Origin of the sequence: Neobacillus niacini (assembly GCF_023715415.1) — a bacterium.
Taxonomy (GTDB): Bacteria; Bacillota; Bacilli; order Bacillales; family Cytobacillaceae; genus Neobacillus; species Neobacillus niacini_C.
This window is the reverse complement of the sequence record NZ_JAMBOB010000006.1, coordinates 333,983-350,930: the sequence shown is the minus strand read 5'-3', so window position 1 is coordinate 350,930 and position 16,948 is coordinate 333,983. Positions and strand designations below refer to the sequence as shown.

Below are 16,948 nucleotides of genomic sequence, written 5' to 3'. Positions count from 1 at the left end.
TGGTAATGAGGTGTTGATAGTATGGATAAACCAATTCGTTCACTTGAGTATACGGATGAAGCAACGAAACAAATGTTAGAGAATGTCCGAAAAAGAAAGATTAAGTTTGATACTGCTAAAAGATGGCACTATTTATCTATTTATTCAATGCTGCTGTTTGCTTTCCTATTTTTTAGTTATTTCTATTTTATGATTGCTAAACAATACTCTTATTCTTTTTTTGCTATGTTTTCTGCTTCTGTTAGTGATGCCATTAATATCAGCTTGATGGCTATTACAGCCATATTGTATGGTGCGATGAATGTATTGAGGCAGCAGAAAGATAAAAAGGAGAAAGAATATCAGGAATTAAGATGTGAAATTGTTAATCGCAGTAAGGATTTATGGAAAAAGGAAGAACATTGGAAAAATCGCCATGTTGATTTTGATGTAATGAAGAAAACCTATGATATTAATCTGTATCACGAAAAAAAGTAAGAAGCAGCCTCGGTCTGCTTCTTACGAACATTAAAAGAATATTTTCTTTCCTTGTTCATCCTTTAATATTTCTACTGCTTCACGAAAGCGCTGTGAATGAATGATTTCTCTTTCGCGAAGGAACCTTAAACCATCATTTAAATCAGGGTCATCGCTTAGATTAATGATCCATTGGTAAGTGGCTCTTGCCTTTTCTTCTGCTGCAATATCTTCGTAAAGGTCAGCAATGGGGTCACCTTTAGCTTGTATATACGAAGCAGTCCAAGGTACCCCAGATGAATTTTCGTAATAGAGAGCATTATCATGTATGGCATAGTGATCACCTAATCCGGCTGCCTTCATCATTTCAGGTGTAGCATCTTTGGTGAGTTTATAAATCATAGTGGCAATCATTTCTAGATGTGCGAATTCCTCCGTCCCAATATCAGTTAATAATCCAATTACTTTATCAGGTATAGAATATCTTTGGTTTAAATATCTCAAAGCAGCTGAAAGCTCGCCATCAGCACCGCCATATTGCTCCACTAAATATTTAGCTAATGTGGGGTTACAAGTACTTACACGAACCGGATATTGAAGCTTTTTCTCATATATCCACATATAAACAAAGCCCTCCCTCGGATTTTTAAATTTGATTTACACTTGCCAAGGCCAAGGCGCCTCGTTCCAGTTCCATGGGTGTCCAGAATAGCTGTTGCCAAACTGTTGAAGAGGACCAAATTGACTTTCAAATGCCTTTTTTATCGTTTTTCTTTCTTTTACATAATGATTGAATTGTTTAATCGCTTCAAGGTCATCAGGGTGTGTGTCTAGGTATAGTGTTAATTCCACTAAGACAAAATCAACAGCTTGAAGCTGTTCCATCATTTGATAATATTCAGGCGGGATTTGTTTCATCTAGGAATTCCCCCCTTAGCCTTCTCAAATGGGTTAAAATAGGGGTCATAAAATGGTTTCCAAAGTGTTCCTGCTCTTAGTGCTTCCTGTGGTGAGAATTGTGGAAGATTAGGTGGTTGAAATCCCATATAAATATTTGGGGGAGTTGAATAAGTTTTTTCAAGAATCGGTTTGCAGGGGTCAAATGGACTAGCAATAGGGTGCCAGGTTTTATATAGAGTAAACATAGTAGCCCTCCCTTAATTAACATCATTAATAAATATGAAAATTTTTAAAGTTCATGACATGATTCTGGAAAAAAAGGATAAATCCATGTTTTGTTGAAGTATAATAGGAAGGTAGGATTATTATGTAGAGGTGATTGAAGTGTTTGTAAAAAATATGATGATTCCCAATCATGCCTGTGTGACCGTGCAGGAAAACACATCGTTGGCGGAAGCTTTAGAACAATTGGAAACCCATCAAATTGATGGAGTGCCAGTTTTACAAGGTGAAAAGTATCAAGGGGTTGTTACACGATACAAAATTTATGAAAACTACTTTTTGTCCGGAAGACAAAAGGATGAATATTTAAGCAGCGTCAAAGTTAAAGATATTGCTACACATCATGAGAAATACTTACAGGGTGAAGAAGTCTTTGAAAAAACACTTCTTGATTTAAAAGACTTCCCGCTGTTAGCTGTTGTTGACTCGAATGGTAAATTTCTAGGGGTTGTTACACGATCTGATGTCCTTTCCACTTTTCAGAGTGCTTTTGGAGTAAATCGCCCAGGGGTAAGGATTGCTTTTACTTCAGTCGAAACAGAAGGGCGTATTGCTCGACTTTCTGAAATTGCCCATCACTTCCATGAACATATTATTTCGCTCGTAACGTTTGATGAGACTGATAAATTAGTTCGGAGAATTGTTATGAAGGTAGAAAAGAAAGATAATATTGATCGGTTTACTAAGAAGCTGGAAGAGCAAGGTTTCCGTATCTTAAGTATTCAGGAAGACTAATTAATCTCTTGCGGAAAGAAATGAAATCCGTCTCATACAATGTATGGGAGGGATTTCTTTGTTTAGAATCATTTGGCGGTTATTTTTCATTCTTGTGTGTGGATATTTGTTTATTGAATGGTTTCCAATTACTTACCCATTTCATTTTGCTGATATTTTGGTTGGACCGATTATTTATCCATTGGAGTTTTTTGCTGCCTCATTAGCTTTTTTCTTTGGATTAGTCATCAGCCTGCAACTATTTCGATGGTTTTTTCAACTTACTTTAAAAAAAGTGAAGCAGAAACGGAGCAACCGTTAGTCCTGTTTGGTTTTAGCGTCCTTTATGGTATGATTTTTATTAGTACATTAAGATGGGAAAAGGGGAAGATATGGGTTATATTATCATTTTGCTTCTGATTATGGGAGCAGGTCTTATCTTGTTTATGGTAAAAGAAGCATTCCTAAATCGTGTCGTACATCATGAGATGACTTTCGAAGATTTTCCTAGTTCTTTTGGATCTGTATCGATTTTCTTTATCTCAGATATTCACAAGCGTCTTATTTCCGATGATATTATCACAGCTGTAACCGGGAAAACAGATATTGTGGTAATAGGCGGAGATTTAATGGAGAAAAAGGTACCCTTTGAAAAAGTAAAAAAGAACCTTGAGAAATTAAAACAATTAGGTCCTGTGTATTTTGTTTGGGGGAATAATGACTATGAAGCGGATTTTCGTAAATTAGATGCCATTCTATTGGATTATGGAGTAAAAGTATTGGATAATACTGCAGCTATTTTCGAATCCGCAAAAGGTGATAAATTATCTTTACTTGGCGTAGATGCCTTAAATCAAGAGAGAGACAGAATAGACTTGGCATTATTAGATGCTGAGGATAATAGCTTTAAGATATTGGCAAGTCATTACCCTGACATTACAGACAAAATCATGCCAGAATATAAAATCAGACTCGTGTTAAGTGGTCACACCCATGGTGGACAAATACATATTCTAGGTTACAGCCCATATGAAAAAGGTAAAGTTGAAAAATTAGTAAACACTACGTTGTTAATTAGTAATGGGTATGGCACGACAGGTGTACCACTAAGATTAGGTGCACCTGCACAATGTCATTTGATTACTCTTAAGAATGAGTAATAATATTCATTTTATGGATGGTTAGGTAATATCGGGGGAATTTAGATGGGTGAACAAGAAGGTAAATATAATATTAAAGCTGCTGCATTAATGCTGGGAATTCAACCTGGAACGCTAAGAGCATGGGAAAGGCGTTATCAAATGATAGCCCCCGTTAGAAATGAAGCAGGACATCGATTATATACAGAAGAACATATAAAAATTTTAAAGTGGTTAATAAAGAAGGTGAATCAGGGATTTACCATCAGCCAGGCGATTTCTTTAATGGGACAAAATCAGATGCAAATCGATTCAGAAGCATTAAACCTTACTCTTGGTAATCCATTAAACAGTTTAACAGATGGTTTATATGACGCCTTAATCCACTTTGAACAGGAAAAGATAAACGAAATAATCAATTCATTGTTTAGTATTTTTACGATGGAAAAAGTAGTCATAGAGATTTTTAGTCAAATCTTTATGAAAATTGAAGAATCTTTTAATGGAGGAAAAATAACCAAAGCTCAAAGGAATTATTCTGTATCATTTTTACAGGCACGAATTACAACCATTATTCATAGCTTTCCAAGTAATGTTCATCTTACCAAAGCTGTATGTCTTACATTTTCCCAAAGAGGGGATGATATAGGACTAGGACAGCTAACGTTCAGCTTTTTTCTAAGAAAACACGGGGTTAAAATAATAAACATAGGTGCATTTCATTCTGAAGGGGATATTTTGGAAACATTAGAAATGATTCATCCTGATTTATTTATCGTCTCATGTGAGGAACAGCAAGACTTAGATGGCGCACTTTCGCTTGTTGACCTGCTTTCAAAAAATCATCTAGACTTTTCTGTTGGTATTTGTGGTGAAGCAATTACATCAATGAAGCCCTCTGATAAGGAACAGTTTTCACCCTTTGTTCTTGGACAATCCATAAATGAATGGGAAATGTGGCTAATGGAACGGATGGTATTTTAGACAAAGCACCAACCAAAGCCATTGACATACACTAGGGATAAGAGTTATGTCAGGGCAGGGGGCAAAAGAGCATGCGCTTAGAACGCTTAACAGTCAATAAGATAAAAATTTTTTTAACCTCTGATGATTTAATGGAAAGGGGACTTTCCAAAGACGATATTTGGAAAGATTCAATAAAATGGCATCAACTTTTCCACGATATGCTAGAAGAGGCAAGCGAGGAATTTGATGTTGATATTCAAGGGTCTGTAGCTGTTGAAATTTTTTCCCTACAGGCACAAGGAATGATAATGATCATTACGGTTGACGAAAATATTGAAGAAGAGGAAGTATTGTTTGATGGCTATGTAGAAATGCAGGTTAGGGTTGAAGGGTGTGAAAACCTGCTATTTCAATTCGATAGTATTGAAGATATCATCGATCTTTCTCACAGGCTGACACCACTGCAAGTTAGCGGTGGCAGTTTATTTTCCTATAATAATCGATATTACTTACTTATGAATAATTTAGATCCTTCACTTGTAGAGAAAATTGCAGCCTATTTATCTGAATACGGAAATCCTTCCATTCTTAGTACGCATGTACTTGCTGAATATGGTAATCAAATTATTAAAGACAATGCGGTGGAAACAATACTAAAGTATTTCAAATAGATTTTTATATACTCAAGTCATTGTAAGGAGTCCGCCGCTCCTTTTTTGTTTGAATCGAAATATCCCCTCTTTTTATTAAGTTGGTAGCGTTTACAATAATTACTCAAAAAGTAATGAAAAGTGTATTTTTCATCTTGCATAAATCCATTAGTCGTGTATACTTGTCTCTGAAAGCGACAACATTAGTTAAAGTGATTTTCTAGGAGGTTTACAGATGGTAGCCGAAAAAGGTAATGAAAAAACTAATCAAGAGGAAGAGAATAATGTGTTAACTTCAACTCAGACAGTTATACATAAAGCTCTTGAAAAGTTAGGTTATCCTGAAGAAGTATATGAGCTTTTAAAAGAGCCATTACGTATGATGACAGTAAAAATTCCAGTAAGAATGGATGACGGTTCAATAAAGATATTTACCGGCTACCGTGCACAGCATAACGATGCAGTCGGTCCAACAAAGGGCGGAATTAGGTTCCATCCCAATGTATCAGAAACTGAAGTTAAGGCTCTTTCCATTTGGATGAGTTTGAAGTGTGGAATTGTTGATCTACCATATGGCGGTGGAAAAGGCGGAATCATTTGTGATCCGCGCGATATGTCATTTAGAGAGCTAGAAAGATTAAGCCGTGGATATGTACGAGCAATTAGTCAAATTGTTGGGCCAACAAAGGATATTCCGGCACCAGATGTGTTTACAAATTCTCAAATTATGGCTTGGATGATGGATGAATATAGTCGTATAGATGAATTTAACTCACCAGGATTTATTACGGGTAAGCCTCTAGTACTAGGAGGCTCACATGGGCGTGAATCTGCTACTGCTAAGGGTGTAACCATTTGTATACGTGAAGCAGCAAAGAAGAAAGGGATTCAAATCGAAGGTGCCAGGGTGGTTATTCAAGGATTTGGTAATGCAGGAAGCTTCTTATCCAAATTCATGCATGATGCAGGAGCTAAGGTTGTTGGTATTTCTGATGCTTATGGCGCATTATATGATCCAAATGGACTTGATATTGATTATCTTCTAGACCGTCGTGATAGCTTTGGTACGGTAACGAAATTATTCAATAATACGATTACGAATAAAGAATTACTAGAGCTTGAGTGCGACATTCTTGTACCGGCTGCAATTGAAAATCAAATTACTGCTGAAAATGCTCATAATATTCGTGCGGGTATAGTGGTTGAAGCTGCTAACGGACCTACAACACTTGAGGCGACTGAAATACTAACAGAGCGTGGTATTTTACTTGTCCCAGATGTACTAGCATCTGCCGGCGGAGTTACAGTTTCCTACTTTGAATGGGTTCAAAATAACCAAGGTTATTACTGGTCTGAAGAAGAAGTAGAGGAAAAACTCGAAAAAGTAATGGTAAAGTCATTTAATAATATTTATGATACAGCACAAACTCGTCGTGTTGATATGCGCCTATCCGCCTATATGGTCGGGGTAAGAAAAATGGCAGAAGCCAGCAGATTCAGAGGCTGGATTTAAAAGATACTATTGAAACATATTGGAAAAACTCCTATCATATGACGGTAGGAGTTTTTTTATGGAGTCTGATCTCTAAAGATTGTTGTTAAAATCTTAAAGCCGATTTTAACGCGGAATCAACTATTTTGAGCTTTAGAATTAAGTTTACAGTCTCTTTTCTCAAAAAATTTATTCTATTCCCAATAAGAATTTTATTTTGCTTTCAATATCAAAGTTATTTGAGAATAGAGCCCTTTATGGAATAATAAATTGAGGTGATCAATTTGCATTTAGAAGATATTATCATTGTCGGAGGGGGACCATGTGGTTTAGCTGCTGCTATAGCCTTCAAAGAAATCGGTCTTAACCCGCTTATTATTGAAAAAGGGAATGTGGTAAATGCCATCTATCATTACCCAACCCATCAAACATTTTTTAGTACAAGCGAAAAGCTAGAAATCGGTGATGTTCCTTTTATTACAGAAAGCTATAAACCGAAACGAAATCAAGCGCTCGTCTATTATCGAGATGTTGTTAAGCGGAAACAACTGCGTGTTAACTCTTTTGAAAAAGTATCAAAGGTGTTGAAAGAAGATAACGGTTTTCAAGTAGTTACCGATAGACAAATATATCATACAAAGTTTGTTGTGATTGCTACAGGATACTATGATCACCCAAACTTTATGAATGTGCCCGGGGAGGATTTACCAAAAGTATCACATTACTTTAAAGAAGCACACCCATACTTTGATACGGATGTCTGTGTAATCGGCGGCAAGAACTCCAGCGTAGATGCAGCACTTGAACTTGTTAAAGCAGGTGCAAGAGTTTCTGTTTTATACCGTGGGAAAGAATATTCTCCGAGTATAAAGCCATGGATTCTCCCAGAATTTGAGGCATTAGTTCGGAACGGTACCATAATAATGGAATTTAATTCTGATATTATAGAAATTACAAATAACCATGTAAGATATAAAAAGGATGGAGTAGAAAAGTCCATATACAATGATTTTGTTTTTGCGATGACAGGTTATCGACCAGATCACCAATTCTTAAAAAATATGGGGATTCATATTGACGAAGAAACTGGAAGACCACTTTTTAATTCTGATACAATGGAGACAAATATGGAGGGCATATATATCGCAGGAGTAATTGCTGCTGGTAATAATGCTAACGAAATATTTATTGAAAATGGCAGGTTCCATGGAGCTCTTATTGCTCAATCAATCAAAGAAAACCTTAAAGGGTTGAATAAAGGGTGAATATAATAGATGAAAAAAGTTGTTTTGTTAACAACTGGCGGAACGATTGCCAGTAAACCGAATAAAGATTCAGGTAAGTTAGCTTCTGGGGAACTAACGGGTGAAGAGCTGGCTGCAATGTGTAATCTTCCAAAGGATATTGAAGTCGTGGTCGAATCGGTATTTCAAAAAGCAAGCATACATATCACATTTGATGATTTAGTGGTTTTAAAGAATAAAATCGTACAATATTTTGAGGATGATAAGGTTTCTGGAGTTGTGGTAACCCATGGAACAGACACTCTAGAAGAAACAGCTTACTTTCTTGATTTAACCATCATGGATCCACGTCCGGTGGTTATTACAGGGTCGCAGCGCTCTCCTGAAGACTTAGGAAGCGATGTATTCATAAATCTGAGACATGCTATATATTCTGCCTGTTCAGAGGATTTACGCAATGCTGGTGCTGTTGTCGTATTTAACGAGCGCATATTTGCTGCTCGTTATGTGAAAAAAGAGCATGCCTCCAATATTCAGGGATTTAACGTCTTTGGATTCGGGTACCTGGGAATTATAGATAATGATGTGGTTCATATTTTCCAAAGGCCAATAAAGCGTGAATATTTTGCAATTCAATCACCTATTCCCCAAGTCGAAATTGTAAAATGTTATATCGGAGCGGATGGAAAATTTATTAAAGCTGCAAGAGAATCAGGTGTTAGAGGGATTATCCTTGAAGGTGTTGGACGCGGTCAAGTAGCTCCGCAAATGATGGAGGAAATCGAAAAATCCCTTTCAGAAGGTATTGTCCTAGTGATTACAACGAGTGCTGAAGAAGGTTCTGTGTATACTACTTATGATTATAAAGGCAGTGCCTATGATTTATACAATAAGGGTGTAATCCTTGGCAGTGATAATGACTCTAAAAAGGCAAGAATTAAGTTAGCGGTAGCACTTGCAAGCGGACTAGCGAAAATAAATTTTTAATAGGCAAATCGAAATGGATATATTCTTTGATTTAATTAATGACAATATCATGTTAGGATTAAGTATAAGAATTAATTGAAATGAGGATTATCCATGCTGGGAATATTATCGGCCGGCATCGCCCCGGGTCTGGCCTTGCTGAGTTATTTTTATTTAAAAGATGAATATGAGTCAGAGCCAATTTCCGTAGTCTTTAGGACCTTCATGTACGGTGCTCTTCTGGTGTTTCCAATCATGTTTATTCAGCATGTGCTCCATTCGGAGAATATCATTAAATCTGGGTTTATTGATGCATTTCTTTCCTCGAGTCTGCTCGAAGAGTTTTTTAAATGGTTTATCCTGTTCTATGCGATTTACCAGCATGTAGAGTTTGATGAACCGTTTGATGGAATTGTATATGGCGTGGCTGTTTCCCTTGGTTTTGCCACAGTTGAAAATATATTTTATTTAGTTGCCAATGGGATTGAACATGCAATGGCAAGAGCATTGCTCCCTGTCTCAAGTCATGCATTATTCGGAGTCATTATGGGATTTTACATTGGAAAAGCAAAATTCATGGAAGGCACAAAGACAAAGTGGGTATTAGTATCCTTGCTTTTACCTTTCATCCTGCATGGATCTTTTGATTATATTTTACTTTCACAAGAAAACTGGCTATATATTATTTTACCTTTTATGATCTTTCTTTGGTGGTTTGGTTTAAGAAAGGTTAAAATGGCGAAAATCTTAACGACAAACCATAAGAAAAAACAATATTCAGCTCAAAATTCCTTTCATTCTTAGTGAGATTTTACCCTCATTCGAAATGAAGGGTTTTTTTTTGAATAAATTTGCCATAAAAACAAAAAATAGGCTTACATCTAAAAAGATTTACAACTGGAGGTTACTTTTCCATGAAGAAGAAAATTGTTAAATTTATTTTTCCACTCTTAATCTCCCTTTGTATGGTGCCAATTACTTTTCTAGAAGACGACAGGGCCTTTGCATTCTCTAACCAGGTTATTCAGCAAGGTGCAGTTGGAGATGATGTCATTGAACTTCAATCTAGACTTCAGTATTTGGGCTTTTACAATAGGAAAATTGATGGTGTGTTCGGGTGGAGCACCTATTGGGCACTACGAAATTTTCAATATGAGTTTGGATTACCAATCGATGGACTTGCGGGTACAGAGACAAAGGCAAAATTAGCGAAAGCAAGCAAATATGATAAGCAATTTGTAAAGGATCAAATCAATAAAGGTAATAAATTTACCCATTATGGCGGAGTGGACCAAAAAAAGCAGAGTGCACCGAACCCCAAAGCACAGCCAAAAGCTCAACCAAATGCACAACCTAAGACCCAACCAAAAGCACCAGCTAATACGGCGAATCCTAAACAGGATGCACCAAAGCCTGCAGCCCCAAAAGCACCACCACAAAAACCAACGGCTGCAAATACGCCAGGTGGTTTCTCAAGTAACGATATCCAATTAATGGCGAATGCTGTGTATGGAGAATCTAGAGGTGAACCATATACGGGGCAAGTTGCAGTAGCTGCTGTCATCTTAAATCGTGTAAATAGTGCATCATTTCCGAATACTGTCTCAGGAGTTATTTTTGAACCCGGTGCATTTACAGCTGTTGCGGATGGACAAATTTGGCTGACCCCAAACGAACAAGCTAAAAAGGCTGTACTAGATGCTATAAATGGGATTGATCCAACTGGGGAAGCCCTATATTATTTTAATCCGGTCACAGCTACAAGTAAGTGGATTTGGTCAAGACCACAAATTAAACGAATTGGGAAACATATTTTTTGCGAATAGAGGGGTGAAAAGGATGATAAGAGGATTAATCATAGGTGTTCTCGCAGTAGGTGTTGCGGGTACTGCCTACTGGGGTTACCAAGAACATCGAGAGAAGAATGCAATTTTAATCAATGCCGAAAATAATTATCAACGTGCCTTTCACGATCTTACCTATGAGATGGATTTACTTCACGATAAGATTGGAACAACTCTTGCAATGAACTCAAGATATTCCTTGTCACCATCATTGGTAGAGGTTTGGAGATTAACCTCAGAAGCACATAGTGATGTCGGTCAACTTCCGTTAACTTTGCTCCCGTTCAATAAAACGGAGGAATTTTTAGCTCAAATAGGAAAGTTTAGTTATCAAACGGCAGTGAGAGATTTAGATAAAGAACCATTATCAGAAGATGAGTATGAAACGTTAAAGGTTTTATACAAGCAATCTGGTGAAATTCAAAATGAGCTTCGTAAAGTACAGCATATGGTATTGAAAAACAATCTACGTTGGATGGATGTAGAACTTGCGTTAGCTTCAGGAAAAGAAAAAACCGATAATACGATTATTGATGGTTTTAAAACTGTTGAGAAAACGGTTTCGGGATATGATGAAAGTGACTTTGGACCAACCTTCGCGAACATGCAGCAGAAGGATGATAATTTCAAGAAAATAAAAGGAAAAACTATTTCTGAAAAAGAAGCAATCAGTATTGCGAAAAAATATATGAAATTTGATGGGAATGCAGAAGTAAAAGTCACAGAGAGTGGTAAAGGCTCAGATTATGGTTTTTATAGCGTATCAATAAAAAATAAAAAAACTGGGCAAGAGGGCAGTATGGATATCACGAAAAAAGCAGGGTATCCAATTTGGTTTATTAATCACAGAGAAGTTGAAAAACAGAAGATAAGCTTAAATGATGCAAACCTTAAGGGAGCAGCTTTTTTAAAGGAAAATGGTTTTAAAAATCTAGAGTTGTTTGAGAGTATGCAATATGACAACACAGGTGTCTTTAATTTTGTTACAAGTGAAAATAATATAAGGATTTACCCTGAGGCAATTAAGGTTGAAGTGGCTCTAGATAATGGCGATATCATTAGTTTCACAGCAGAGGAATATCTAAAATCCTTCCATACTAGAGAAGTAGTAAAACCAGTCCTAACCAGTGAGCAAGCTCGTGCCAAAGTAAATCCTAACTTTAAAGTCATGGAAGAAAGACAAGCGATTATCGTTAATGATTTAAACAAGGAAGTACTGTGTTATGAATTCTTAGGAACCATTGATGATGACACCTACAGGATCTTTATCAATGCAGTAGATGGTACCGAAGAAGAAGTAGAAAAATTAAAGAACGCAGAGGCAGTTTACGAGGAAGTTCTTTAAGGTTTAAGAATAAAACCATACTATCACTCCAATAATAGTAGTAATTGGTAATTGGAGTGATGGTATGAAAATAGTAGAAAGAATATTAATAAAGGTAGTTATTATCCAATTTATCTTTCTTTTATTAGCGCAGCTATTCTTACATCAGTTAGATATTTTTCCTCAGTTAGAACAGTTAACAAAATATGAGGGAGTAAATGAAAATACATTTACTGAAATATTACAAACTTTTAACGGTAATTAAAAAGGCAGAATTCCTGCTTTTTTTTTATTCTAAAAATGGGGAAAGTAATAAGAAATTCAAATATAAAAATGTTAAAAAAAAGAGGCTTCCACCTTTCTTATGGTAAAATAAATATATGGGTGTATGAGACAATCAAGATTGACTTAGGAGGATTTATGGAAAACAAAATATCGATTGCCATTGATGGTCCTGCTGCAGCTGGCAAGAGTACAGTAGCCAAAGTTGTTGCAGAAAAGTTATCCTACATATATATCGATACAGGTGCGATGTACCGCGCTTTGACCTACAAAGCATTGGCAAATAACATTAATTTAGAAGATGAAAATAGTTTATTAGAAACTTTACTAGCAACAAGATTAGAACTTTATCCCTCCTCAAATGGACAATTGGTGTTCCTTGATGGACAAGAAGTGACAGATGCTATTCGCACATCAGAAGTAACAAATTCTGTATCGGTGGTAGCCGCACACCAAAAGGTTCGTGAAGAAATGGTGAGAATGCAACAATCCTTTGCAATGAATGGAGGGGTTGTAATGGATGGTAGAGATATCGGGACCCATGTACTGCCAAATGCTGAAGTTAAGGTTTTCTTACTTGCTAGTGTTGAAGAAAGAGCAGTTAGACGTCATACAGAAAATACCCAAAAAGGCTACTCTTCTAATTTAGAACAAATAAAGGAAGACATTGCCCGCCGTGATAAAATTGATTCTGAACGAGAATTTGCACCTTTAAAAAAAGCGGAAGATGCAATTGAAATTGACACCACATCTTTGTCTATCCCTGAAGTAGCTGAAAAAATAATGGATCTCGTGCATGAAAGGGTTGGATAAGTGTGACGTTTTATTCGTTTGCAAGATCGGTTGTAGCTGGGGTTATGAAACCCTTGTACCGAATTGAAGTTATTGGATTAGAGCATTTCCCTAAAGAGGGAGGAGTTCTGCTTTGTACAAATCATATTCATAATTTTGATCCGTTAGTCGTTGGAACTACTGCTCCTAGACCTGTCCATTTTATGGCGAAGGAAGAAATTTTCAAAGTCCCTGTTTTGGGTAATATCGTAAGAAAGTGTAATGCTTTCCCAGTAAAAAGGGGTAAGGGGGACAGGGAATCATTAAGAGCAGGATTAAAGGTATTAAAAGACGGAAATGTTTTTGGGCTCTTTCCTGAAGGGACTAGAAGCAAAACAGGTGAAATCGGAAAAGGGCTATCGGGAGCAGGTTTTTTTGCGCTTAGAACAGAAGCTGATGTGGTGCCTTGCGCCATTATTGGTCCATATAAAAGTTTCGGTAAATTAAAAGTGGTTTATGGAAAGCCGATAGCAATGGAAGATATGAAAAGTAGGAAAGCCTCTGCAGATGAGGTAACTGAATTAATTATGTCAGAAATCGATAAACTTATTAAAGAGTACCGATAGGTTCTGCTTGACAAAATACGCTATTTGTAAGAAGTTAATAAAAAGAGATTTTATTAGAATATTCACTCGTTTTCATGTAATTAGAAAATATATATTTAACATGCAGTAAATGGATTAAGGAGGAATACATATGTCGGAAGATATGAATCAAGTAGAAGTAAAAAGTTATACCATTGGAGATAAAGTAACTGGACAAGTCACCAAGGTAGAAGAAAAACAGGTAATAGTAAATATTCAGGATAGTAAACATGACGGTATTATCCCTATTAGTGAGCTTTCAAGTCTTCATGTTGAAAAAGCCTCTGATGTAGTATCCGAAGGTGATGAATTAGATCTTGAGGTACTAAAAGTAGAAGAGGATGCTATCATCTTATCAAAAAGAAAAATCGATGCCGAGAAAGCATGGGTAAATCTTGAGGGACTATTCAATAGCGGTGAAGTATTTGAAACGGAAGTGAAAGATGTAGTAAAAGGCGGTCTTGTCGTTGATCTTGGCGTACGCGGCTTTGTTCCTGCGTCTTTAGTAGAAGCACATTTTGTTGAAGATTTTACTGATTATAAAGGAAAGAATCTTACTTTTAAAATTGTTGAACTTGATAAGGAAAAAAATCGTTTAATCCTTTCTCACCGTGCAGTAGTGGAAGAAGAAAAGGGGAAACATAAGAAAAATATTTTAAATAGTATTACGCCCGGACAAGTTATTGATGGTACTGTACAAAGAATTACAGATTTTGGTGCATTCGTTGATATAGGCGGTATTGATGGACTCGTTCATATTTCCCAATTGTCCTATCAACATATTGATAAACCATCAGATGTTGTTCAAGAAGGTCAAAAAGTAAAGGTTAAAGTTTTGAATGTGGATCGTGATAATGAAAGAATTTCTTTATCTATTAAAGAAACACAGCCCGGGCCATGGTCTGATGTAGCTGGGAAAGCTCCTAAGGGCAGCACATTAACTGGGACCGTTAAACGATTAGTTTCATATGGTGCCTTTGTGGAGGTTTTCCCTGGGGTTGAAGGACTTGTTCATATCTCACAAATTGCACACAAGCATATTGGTACGCCACATGAGGTATTGAAGGAAGGGCAAGAAGTACAAGTAAAAGTGCTAGATACGAACGAACAAGAGCAAAGACTTTCTCTAAGCATCAAGGATCTCCTTGAAAAGGATGCAGATGAGAACTTTGATTACGAACTTCCTGAAGAATCTAAAGGTTTTCAGCTTGGTGAAATGATTGGCGATAAATTAAAGAATCTAGGAAAATAATGGTGATAATCAGTGTCAAGATCTGAACGGAAATGGGACCATATTCGTTATGCCTTAGAAACAGGGCAAAAACGATTAACAGCATTTGATGATATTCAATTTATTCATCAAAGTTTACCAAACATTAATGTTTCAGATGTTTCTATTCACCAAAAAATTGGCGAACTTTCTTTAAGTTCGCCAATTTTTATCAATGCTATGACAGGTGGCGGAGGCGAAAAAACCTACTCTCTTAACAAGCAGCTAGCAATGGTAGCGAGGGAGGCAGGCCTTGCTATCGCAGTGGGCTCACAAATGTCAGCATTGAAGGATAAATCTGAGAGATATACATATGAGGTTGTTCGAAAAGAAAACCCTACAGGAGTTCTTATTGCTAACTTAGGAAGTGAAGCAACTCCAGATTTAGCAAAAGCGGCTATTGAAATGATAGAGGCAAATGCCTTACAGATACATTTAAACGTCATCCAGGAGCTAGCTATGCCTGAAGGAGACCGGGAATTCTCTGGTGCCTTAAAGAGAATAGAAATGGTTGTAAAAGAGGTTAACGTTCCCGTTATTGTTAAAGAAGTTGGATTTGGAATGTGCAAAGAAACTGTTGAAGCTCTTTCGTCTGTGGGGGTTTCTGTTGTAGATGTTGGAGGATTTGGCGGGACCAACTTTGCTGAAATAGAAAATAAGCGCAGTGATAAATCTAAAGCTTTTTTTAATCAATGGGGAATTCCTACTGCAATCTCTATTTCTGAAGCATCACATGCATCCTCACCTCTTACAATTATTGGTTCAGGTGGGCTTTCCTCAAGCATTGATATTGCGAAAGGAATAGCTTTGGGTGCAAGTGCAGTTGGCTTTGCGGGTTATTTCTTGAAGATTCTTGTAGAAGAGGGAATTGATTCTTTATATGAAGAAATTTCATCACTTCATGATGGGTTAAAAATCATCATGACTGCGTTAGGGGCCAAATCTATTTTTGATTTACAAAGTGCTCCATTAATGATATCTGGTCAAATGCATCATTGGTTAACTCAGCGGGGAATCGATACCAAAACGTACAGCCAGCGCACTATAAAATAAGCTCCCGAGAAATAAGGGAGCTTATTTTTTTTAACTATACTTATTATCGTTTAAACCTCTTGCTTCTTCGGGACTTTGAAGCTTAGTTGCCCCTGGGTAATGTAACGCCTGGTCACGATCTGATTCAACTTTCCCACTTGCCTTTAACTTTTTTTCCTGTCGATCCTTTCCCATTTCTCCACACCTCCTACTATTAACATGATTTTCTTGCCTAAAGATTATTCATAGGAAGTATGAAACTACATAAAGAATACCGATAATGGAAATAGTAGGAGGTGTGTGACAATGGAGGGTTCATTGTTTTATTGGATACTTTGGTTGTTTTGGGTTTCAATAACTTTTTTTATGAATAAGCAAAATCTGTATCGTGCAAAATTAGCCGCTTGTATTTTAGTAATCATTATTCTTTCAAATGTACATTTTACAGTAGGGAGCTTTCAGTTTTTTGCTAGTGGTTTATTTTTGCTGCTATTATCTTATATTATTTTTAGTAAGAAAAAGCTGGGTTCGTTGCTGTACGCCTTTATTTGTTCATTTATTGTAACCATTTCATACGTTACCTTTAACTTATTTTTCATTTTTGATCCAGTCTGGGTGGTGTTTCAAAAGGAATGGATGTTGGGATTTTGCTTAAGCTGCCTGGCAATTATTTTGCAAAAGTCATTAAAAGACCGATTGTTGATTATGGTTAGCGGCACCATGCAGGGTGAGATACTTTATGCTTTTTACCTAAGTAAATTTGATTTTTCCTACCCAATAGGAGCAATCCCTTACCTAGATGTCTCTGCTTTAACACTTTTGCTGCTAGTATGCTGGAGCGCACTAGAAAATGCCGGTACATTCTTTCAAAACCATTTTCATTTTTTGGAAAAAGGAAAGCAAAAGTCATCATAAAAAGCACTTATTAAGTTTTACCATTGCAGGAAAGGATTCACATTGCTAAAATAATAT

General features: G+C 36.6%; 22 protein-coding genes. 18 read left to right on the top strand and 4 right to left on the bottom strand.

Annotated features, from left to right (window positions below):
* The first annotated feature begins 21 nt into the window (after positions 1–21).
* On the top strand, positions 22–477 hold the full coding sequence (locus M3189_RS16465; protein WP_251635340.1) for a DUF2663 family protein: 456 nt from the start codon (positions 22–24) through the stop codon (positions 475–477).
* Positions 478–507: 30 nt separating this feature from the next.
* Here the strand turns inward: M3189_RS16465 and M3189_RS16460 are convergent, their stop codons facing one another.
* The 3 genes from M3189_RS16460 to M3189_RS16450 are packed head-to-tail and all read right to left on the bottom strand — an operon-like array spanning position 508 to position 1,601.
* A complete protein-coding gene (locus tag M3189_RS16460; RefSeq protein WP_251635339.1) occupies positions 508–1,077 on the bottom strand; it encodes a manganese catalase family protein in 570 nt (189 codons plus the stop codon).
* Positions 1,078–1,113: 36 nt separating this feature from the next.
* Positions 1,114–1,374: a spore coat protein CotJB gene (locus tag M3189_RS16455; RefSeq protein WP_251635336.1), complete on the bottom strand. Its 261-nt coding sequence runs from the start codon at positions 1,372–1,374 to the stop codon at positions 1,114–1,116.
* Positions 1,371–1,601, bottom strand: a complete 231-nt coding sequence (locus tag M3189_RS16450) for a spore coat associated protein CotJA (RefSeq protein ID WP_179156961.1) — start codon at positions 1,599–1,601, stop codon at positions 1,371–1,373. The genes M3189_RS16455 and M3189_RS16450 overlap by 4 nt, the downstream gene beginning before the upstream one ends.
* Before the next feature lie 139 nt (positions 1,602–1,740).
* Between M3189_RS16450 and M3189_RS16445 the strand changes: the two genes are divergently transcribed.
* From M3189_RS16445 to fni, 16 genes are all read left to right on the top strand, one after another.
* Entirely contained in the window at positions 1,741–2,373 is a 633-nt protein-coding gene (locus tag M3189_RS16445; RefSeq protein WP_251635334.1) for a CBS domain-containing protein, read from the top strand.
* Between the two features lie 58 nt (positions 2,374–2,431).
* Positions 2,432–2,674 (top strand): hypothetical protein, encoded by a 243-nt coding sequence (locus M3189_RS16440; RefSeq protein ID WP_251635331.1) that lies wholly within the window; start codon positions 2,432–2,434, stop codon positions 2,672–2,674.
* A 70-nt stretch (positions 2,675–2,744) separates the two neighbouring features.
* A complete protein-coding gene (locus tag M3189_RS16435) occupies positions 2,745–3,512 on the top strand; it encodes a metallophosphoesterase (RefSeq protein ID WP_251635329.1) in 768 nt (255 codons plus the stop codon).
* Positions 3,513–3,557: 45 nt separating this feature from the next.
* Entirely contained in the window at positions 3,558–4,475 is a 918-nt protein-coding gene (locus tag M3189_RS16430) for a MerR family transcriptional regulator (RefSeq protein ID WP_251635326.1), read from the top strand.
* A gap of 71 nt (positions 4,476–4,546) precedes the next feature.
* Positions 4,547–5,128: a genetic competence negative regulator gene (locus M3189_RS16425; protein ID WP_251635324.1), complete on the top strand. Its 582-nt coding sequence runs from the start codon at positions 4,547–4,549 to the stop codon at positions 5,126–5,128.
* Between the two features lie 214 nt (positions 5,129–5,342).
* Positions 5,343–6,620 (top strand): Glu/Leu/Phe/Val family dehydrogenase, encoded by a 1,278-nt coding sequence (locus M3189_RS16420; RefSeq protein ID WP_251635322.1) that lies wholly within the window; start codon positions 5,343–5,345, stop codon positions 6,618–6,620.
* 263 nt (positions 6,621–6,883) lie between these two features.
* Entirely contained in the window at positions 6,884–7,864 is a 981-nt protein-coding gene (locus M3189_RS16415) for a YpdA family putative bacillithiol disulfide reductase (RefSeq protein WP_251635320.1), read from the top strand.
* Between the two features lie 9 nt (positions 7,865–7,873).
* Positions 7,874–8,830, top strand: a complete 957-nt coding sequence (locus M3189_RS16410) for an asparaginase (RefSeq protein ID WP_251635317.1) — start codon at positions 7,874–7,876, stop codon at positions 8,828–8,830.
* Between the two features lie 93 nt (positions 8,831–8,923).
* Complete coding sequence (gene prsW / locus M3189_RS16405; protein ID WP_251635315.1) at positions 8,924–9,613, top strand: glutamic-type intramembrane protease PrsW; 690 nt, start codon at positions 8,924–8,926, stop codon at positions 9,611–9,613.
* A 110-nt stretch (positions 9,614–9,723) separates the two neighbouring features.
* Entirely contained in the window at positions 9,724–10,635 is a 912-nt protein-coding gene (gene sleB, locus M3189_RS16400) for a spore cortex-lytic enzyme (protein ID WP_251635313.1), read from the top strand.
* A 13-nt stretch (positions 10,636–10,648) separates the two neighbouring features.
* The gene (gene ypeB, locus M3189_RS16395; protein ID WP_251635311.1) at positions 10,649–11,998 is read left to right on the top strand and encodes a germination protein YpeB; all 1,350 of its coding nucleotides are present in this window, start codon (positions 10,649–10,651) and stop codon (positions 11,996–11,998) included.
* 64 nt (positions 11,999–12,062) lie between these two features.
* A complete protein-coding gene (locus tag M3189_RS16390) occupies positions 12,063–12,242 on the top strand; it encodes a YpfB family protein (RefSeq protein WP_251635309.1) in 180 nt (59 codons plus the stop codon).
* A 155-nt stretch (positions 12,243–12,397) separates the two neighbouring features.
* Complete coding sequence (gene cmk / locus M3189_RS16385; RefSeq protein WP_251635307.1) at positions 12,398–13,072, top strand: (d)CMP kinase; 675 nt, start codon at positions 12,398–12,400, stop codon at positions 13,070–13,072.
* 2 nt (positions 13,073–13,074) lie between these two features.
* Entirely contained in the window at positions 13,075–13,656 is a 582-nt protein-coding gene (locus M3189_RS16380) for a lysophospholipid acyltransferase family protein (protein ID WP_251635305.1), read from the top strand.
* 130 nt (positions 13,657–13,786) lie between these two features.
* Positions 13,787–14,926, top strand: coding sequence for a 30S ribosomal protein S1 (gene rpsA / locus M3189_RS16375; RefSeq protein ID WP_251635304.1), 1,140 nt, complete (start codon positions 13,787–13,789; stop codon positions 14,924–14,926).
* A 12-nt stretch (positions 14,927–14,938) separates the two neighbouring features.
* Positions 14,939–15,997, top strand: a complete 1,059-nt coding sequence (gene fni / locus M3189_RS16370; RefSeq protein ID WP_251635302.1) for a type 2 isopentenyl-diphosphate Delta-isomerase — start codon at positions 14,939–14,941, stop codon at positions 15,995–15,997.
* 30 nt (positions 15,998–16,027) lie between these two features.
* On the opposite strand, the gene M3189_RS16365 is transcribed toward fni, so the two are convergent.
* Positions 16,028–16,171, bottom strand: coding sequence for a YpzI family protein (locus M3189_RS16365; RefSeq protein WP_095247280.1), 144 nt, complete (start codon positions 16,169–16,171; stop codon positions 16,028–16,030).
* Positions 16,172–16,282: 111 nt separating this feature from the next.
* On the opposite strand from M3189_RS16365, the gene M3189_RS16360 reads away from it, so the two are divergent.
* Positions 16,283–16,891, top strand: coding sequence for a YphA family membrane protein (locus tag M3189_RS16360; protein ID WP_251635300.1), 609 nt, complete (start codon positions 16,283–16,285; stop codon positions 16,889–16,891).
* Positions 16,892–16,948 lie beyond the last annotated feature (57 nt).

What these genes read in the sequence shown, in the direction of transcription:
- M3189_RS16420 (WP_251635322.1), top strand. Translation starts at nt 5,343, where the DNA reads ATGGTAGCCGAAAAAGGTAATGAAAAAACTAATCAAGAGGAAGAGAAT.
- rpsA (WP_251635304.1), top strand. Translation starts at nt 13,787, where the DNA reads ATGTCGGAAGATATGAATCAAGTAGAAGTAAAAAGTTATACCATTGGA.
- cmk (WP_251635307.1), top strand. Translation starts at nt 12,398, where the DNA reads ATGGAAAACAAAATATCGATTGCCATTGATGGTCCTGCTGCAGCTGGC.
- M3189_RS16435 (WP_251635329.1), top strand. Translation starts at nt 2,745, where the DNA reads ATGGGTTATATTATCATTTTGCTTCTGATTATGGGAGCAGGTCTTATC.
- M3189_RS16465 (WP_251635340.1), top strand. Translation starts at nt 22, where the DNA reads ATGGATAAACCAATTCGTTCACTTGAGTATACGGATGAAGCAACGAAA.
- sleB (WP_251635313.1), top strand. Translation starts at nt 9,724, where the DNA reads ATGAAGAAGAAAATTGTTAAATTTATTTTTCCACTCTTAATCTCCCTT.
- M3189_RS16365 (WP_095247280.1), bottom strand. Translation starts at nt 16,171, where the DNA reads ATGGGAAAGGATCGACAGGAAAAAAAGTTAAAGGCAAGTGGGAAAGTT.
- M3189_RS16410 (WP_251635317.1), top strand. Translation starts at nt 7,874, where the DNA reads ATGAAAAAAGTTGTTTTGTTAACAACTGGCGGAACGATTGCCAGTAAA.
- M3189_RS16455 (WP_251635336.1), bottom strand. Translation starts at nt 1,374, where the DNA reads ATGAAACAAATCCCGCCTGAATATTATCAAATGATGGAACAGCTTCAA.
- M3189_RS16450 (WP_179156961.1), bottom strand. Translation starts at nt 1,601, where the DNA reads ATGTTTACTCTATATAAAACCTGGCACCCTATTGCTAGTCCATTTGAC.
- ypeB (WP_251635311.1), top strand. Translation starts at nt 10,649, where the DNA reads ATGATAAGAGGATTAATCATAGGTGTTCTCGCAGTAGGTGTTGCGGGT.
- M3189_RS16425 (WP_251635324.1), top strand. Translation starts at nt 4,547, where the DNA reads ATGCGCTTAGAACGCTTAACAGTCAATAAGATAAAAATTTTTTTAACC.
- M3189_RS16460 (WP_251635339.1), bottom strand. Translation starts at nt 1,077, where the DNA reads ATGTGGATATATGAGAAAAAGCTTCAATATCCGGTTCGTGTAAGTACT.
- M3189_RS16360 (WP_251635300.1), top strand. Translation starts at nt 16,283, where the DNA reads ATGGAGGGTTCATTGTTTTATTGGATACTTTGGTTGTTTTGGGTTTCA.
- M3189_RS16390 (WP_251635309.1), top strand. Translation starts at nt 12,063, where the DNA reads ATGAAAATAGTAGAAAGAATATTAATAAAGGTAGTTATTATCCAATTT.
- prsW (WP_251635315.1), top strand. Translation starts at nt 8,924, where the DNA reads ATGCTGGGAATATTATCGGCCGGCATCGCCCCGGGTCTGGCCTTGCTG.
- M3189_RS16430 (WP_251635326.1), top strand. Translation starts at nt 3,558, where the DNA reads ATGGGTGAACAAGAAGGTAAATATAATATTAAAGCTGCTGCATTAATG.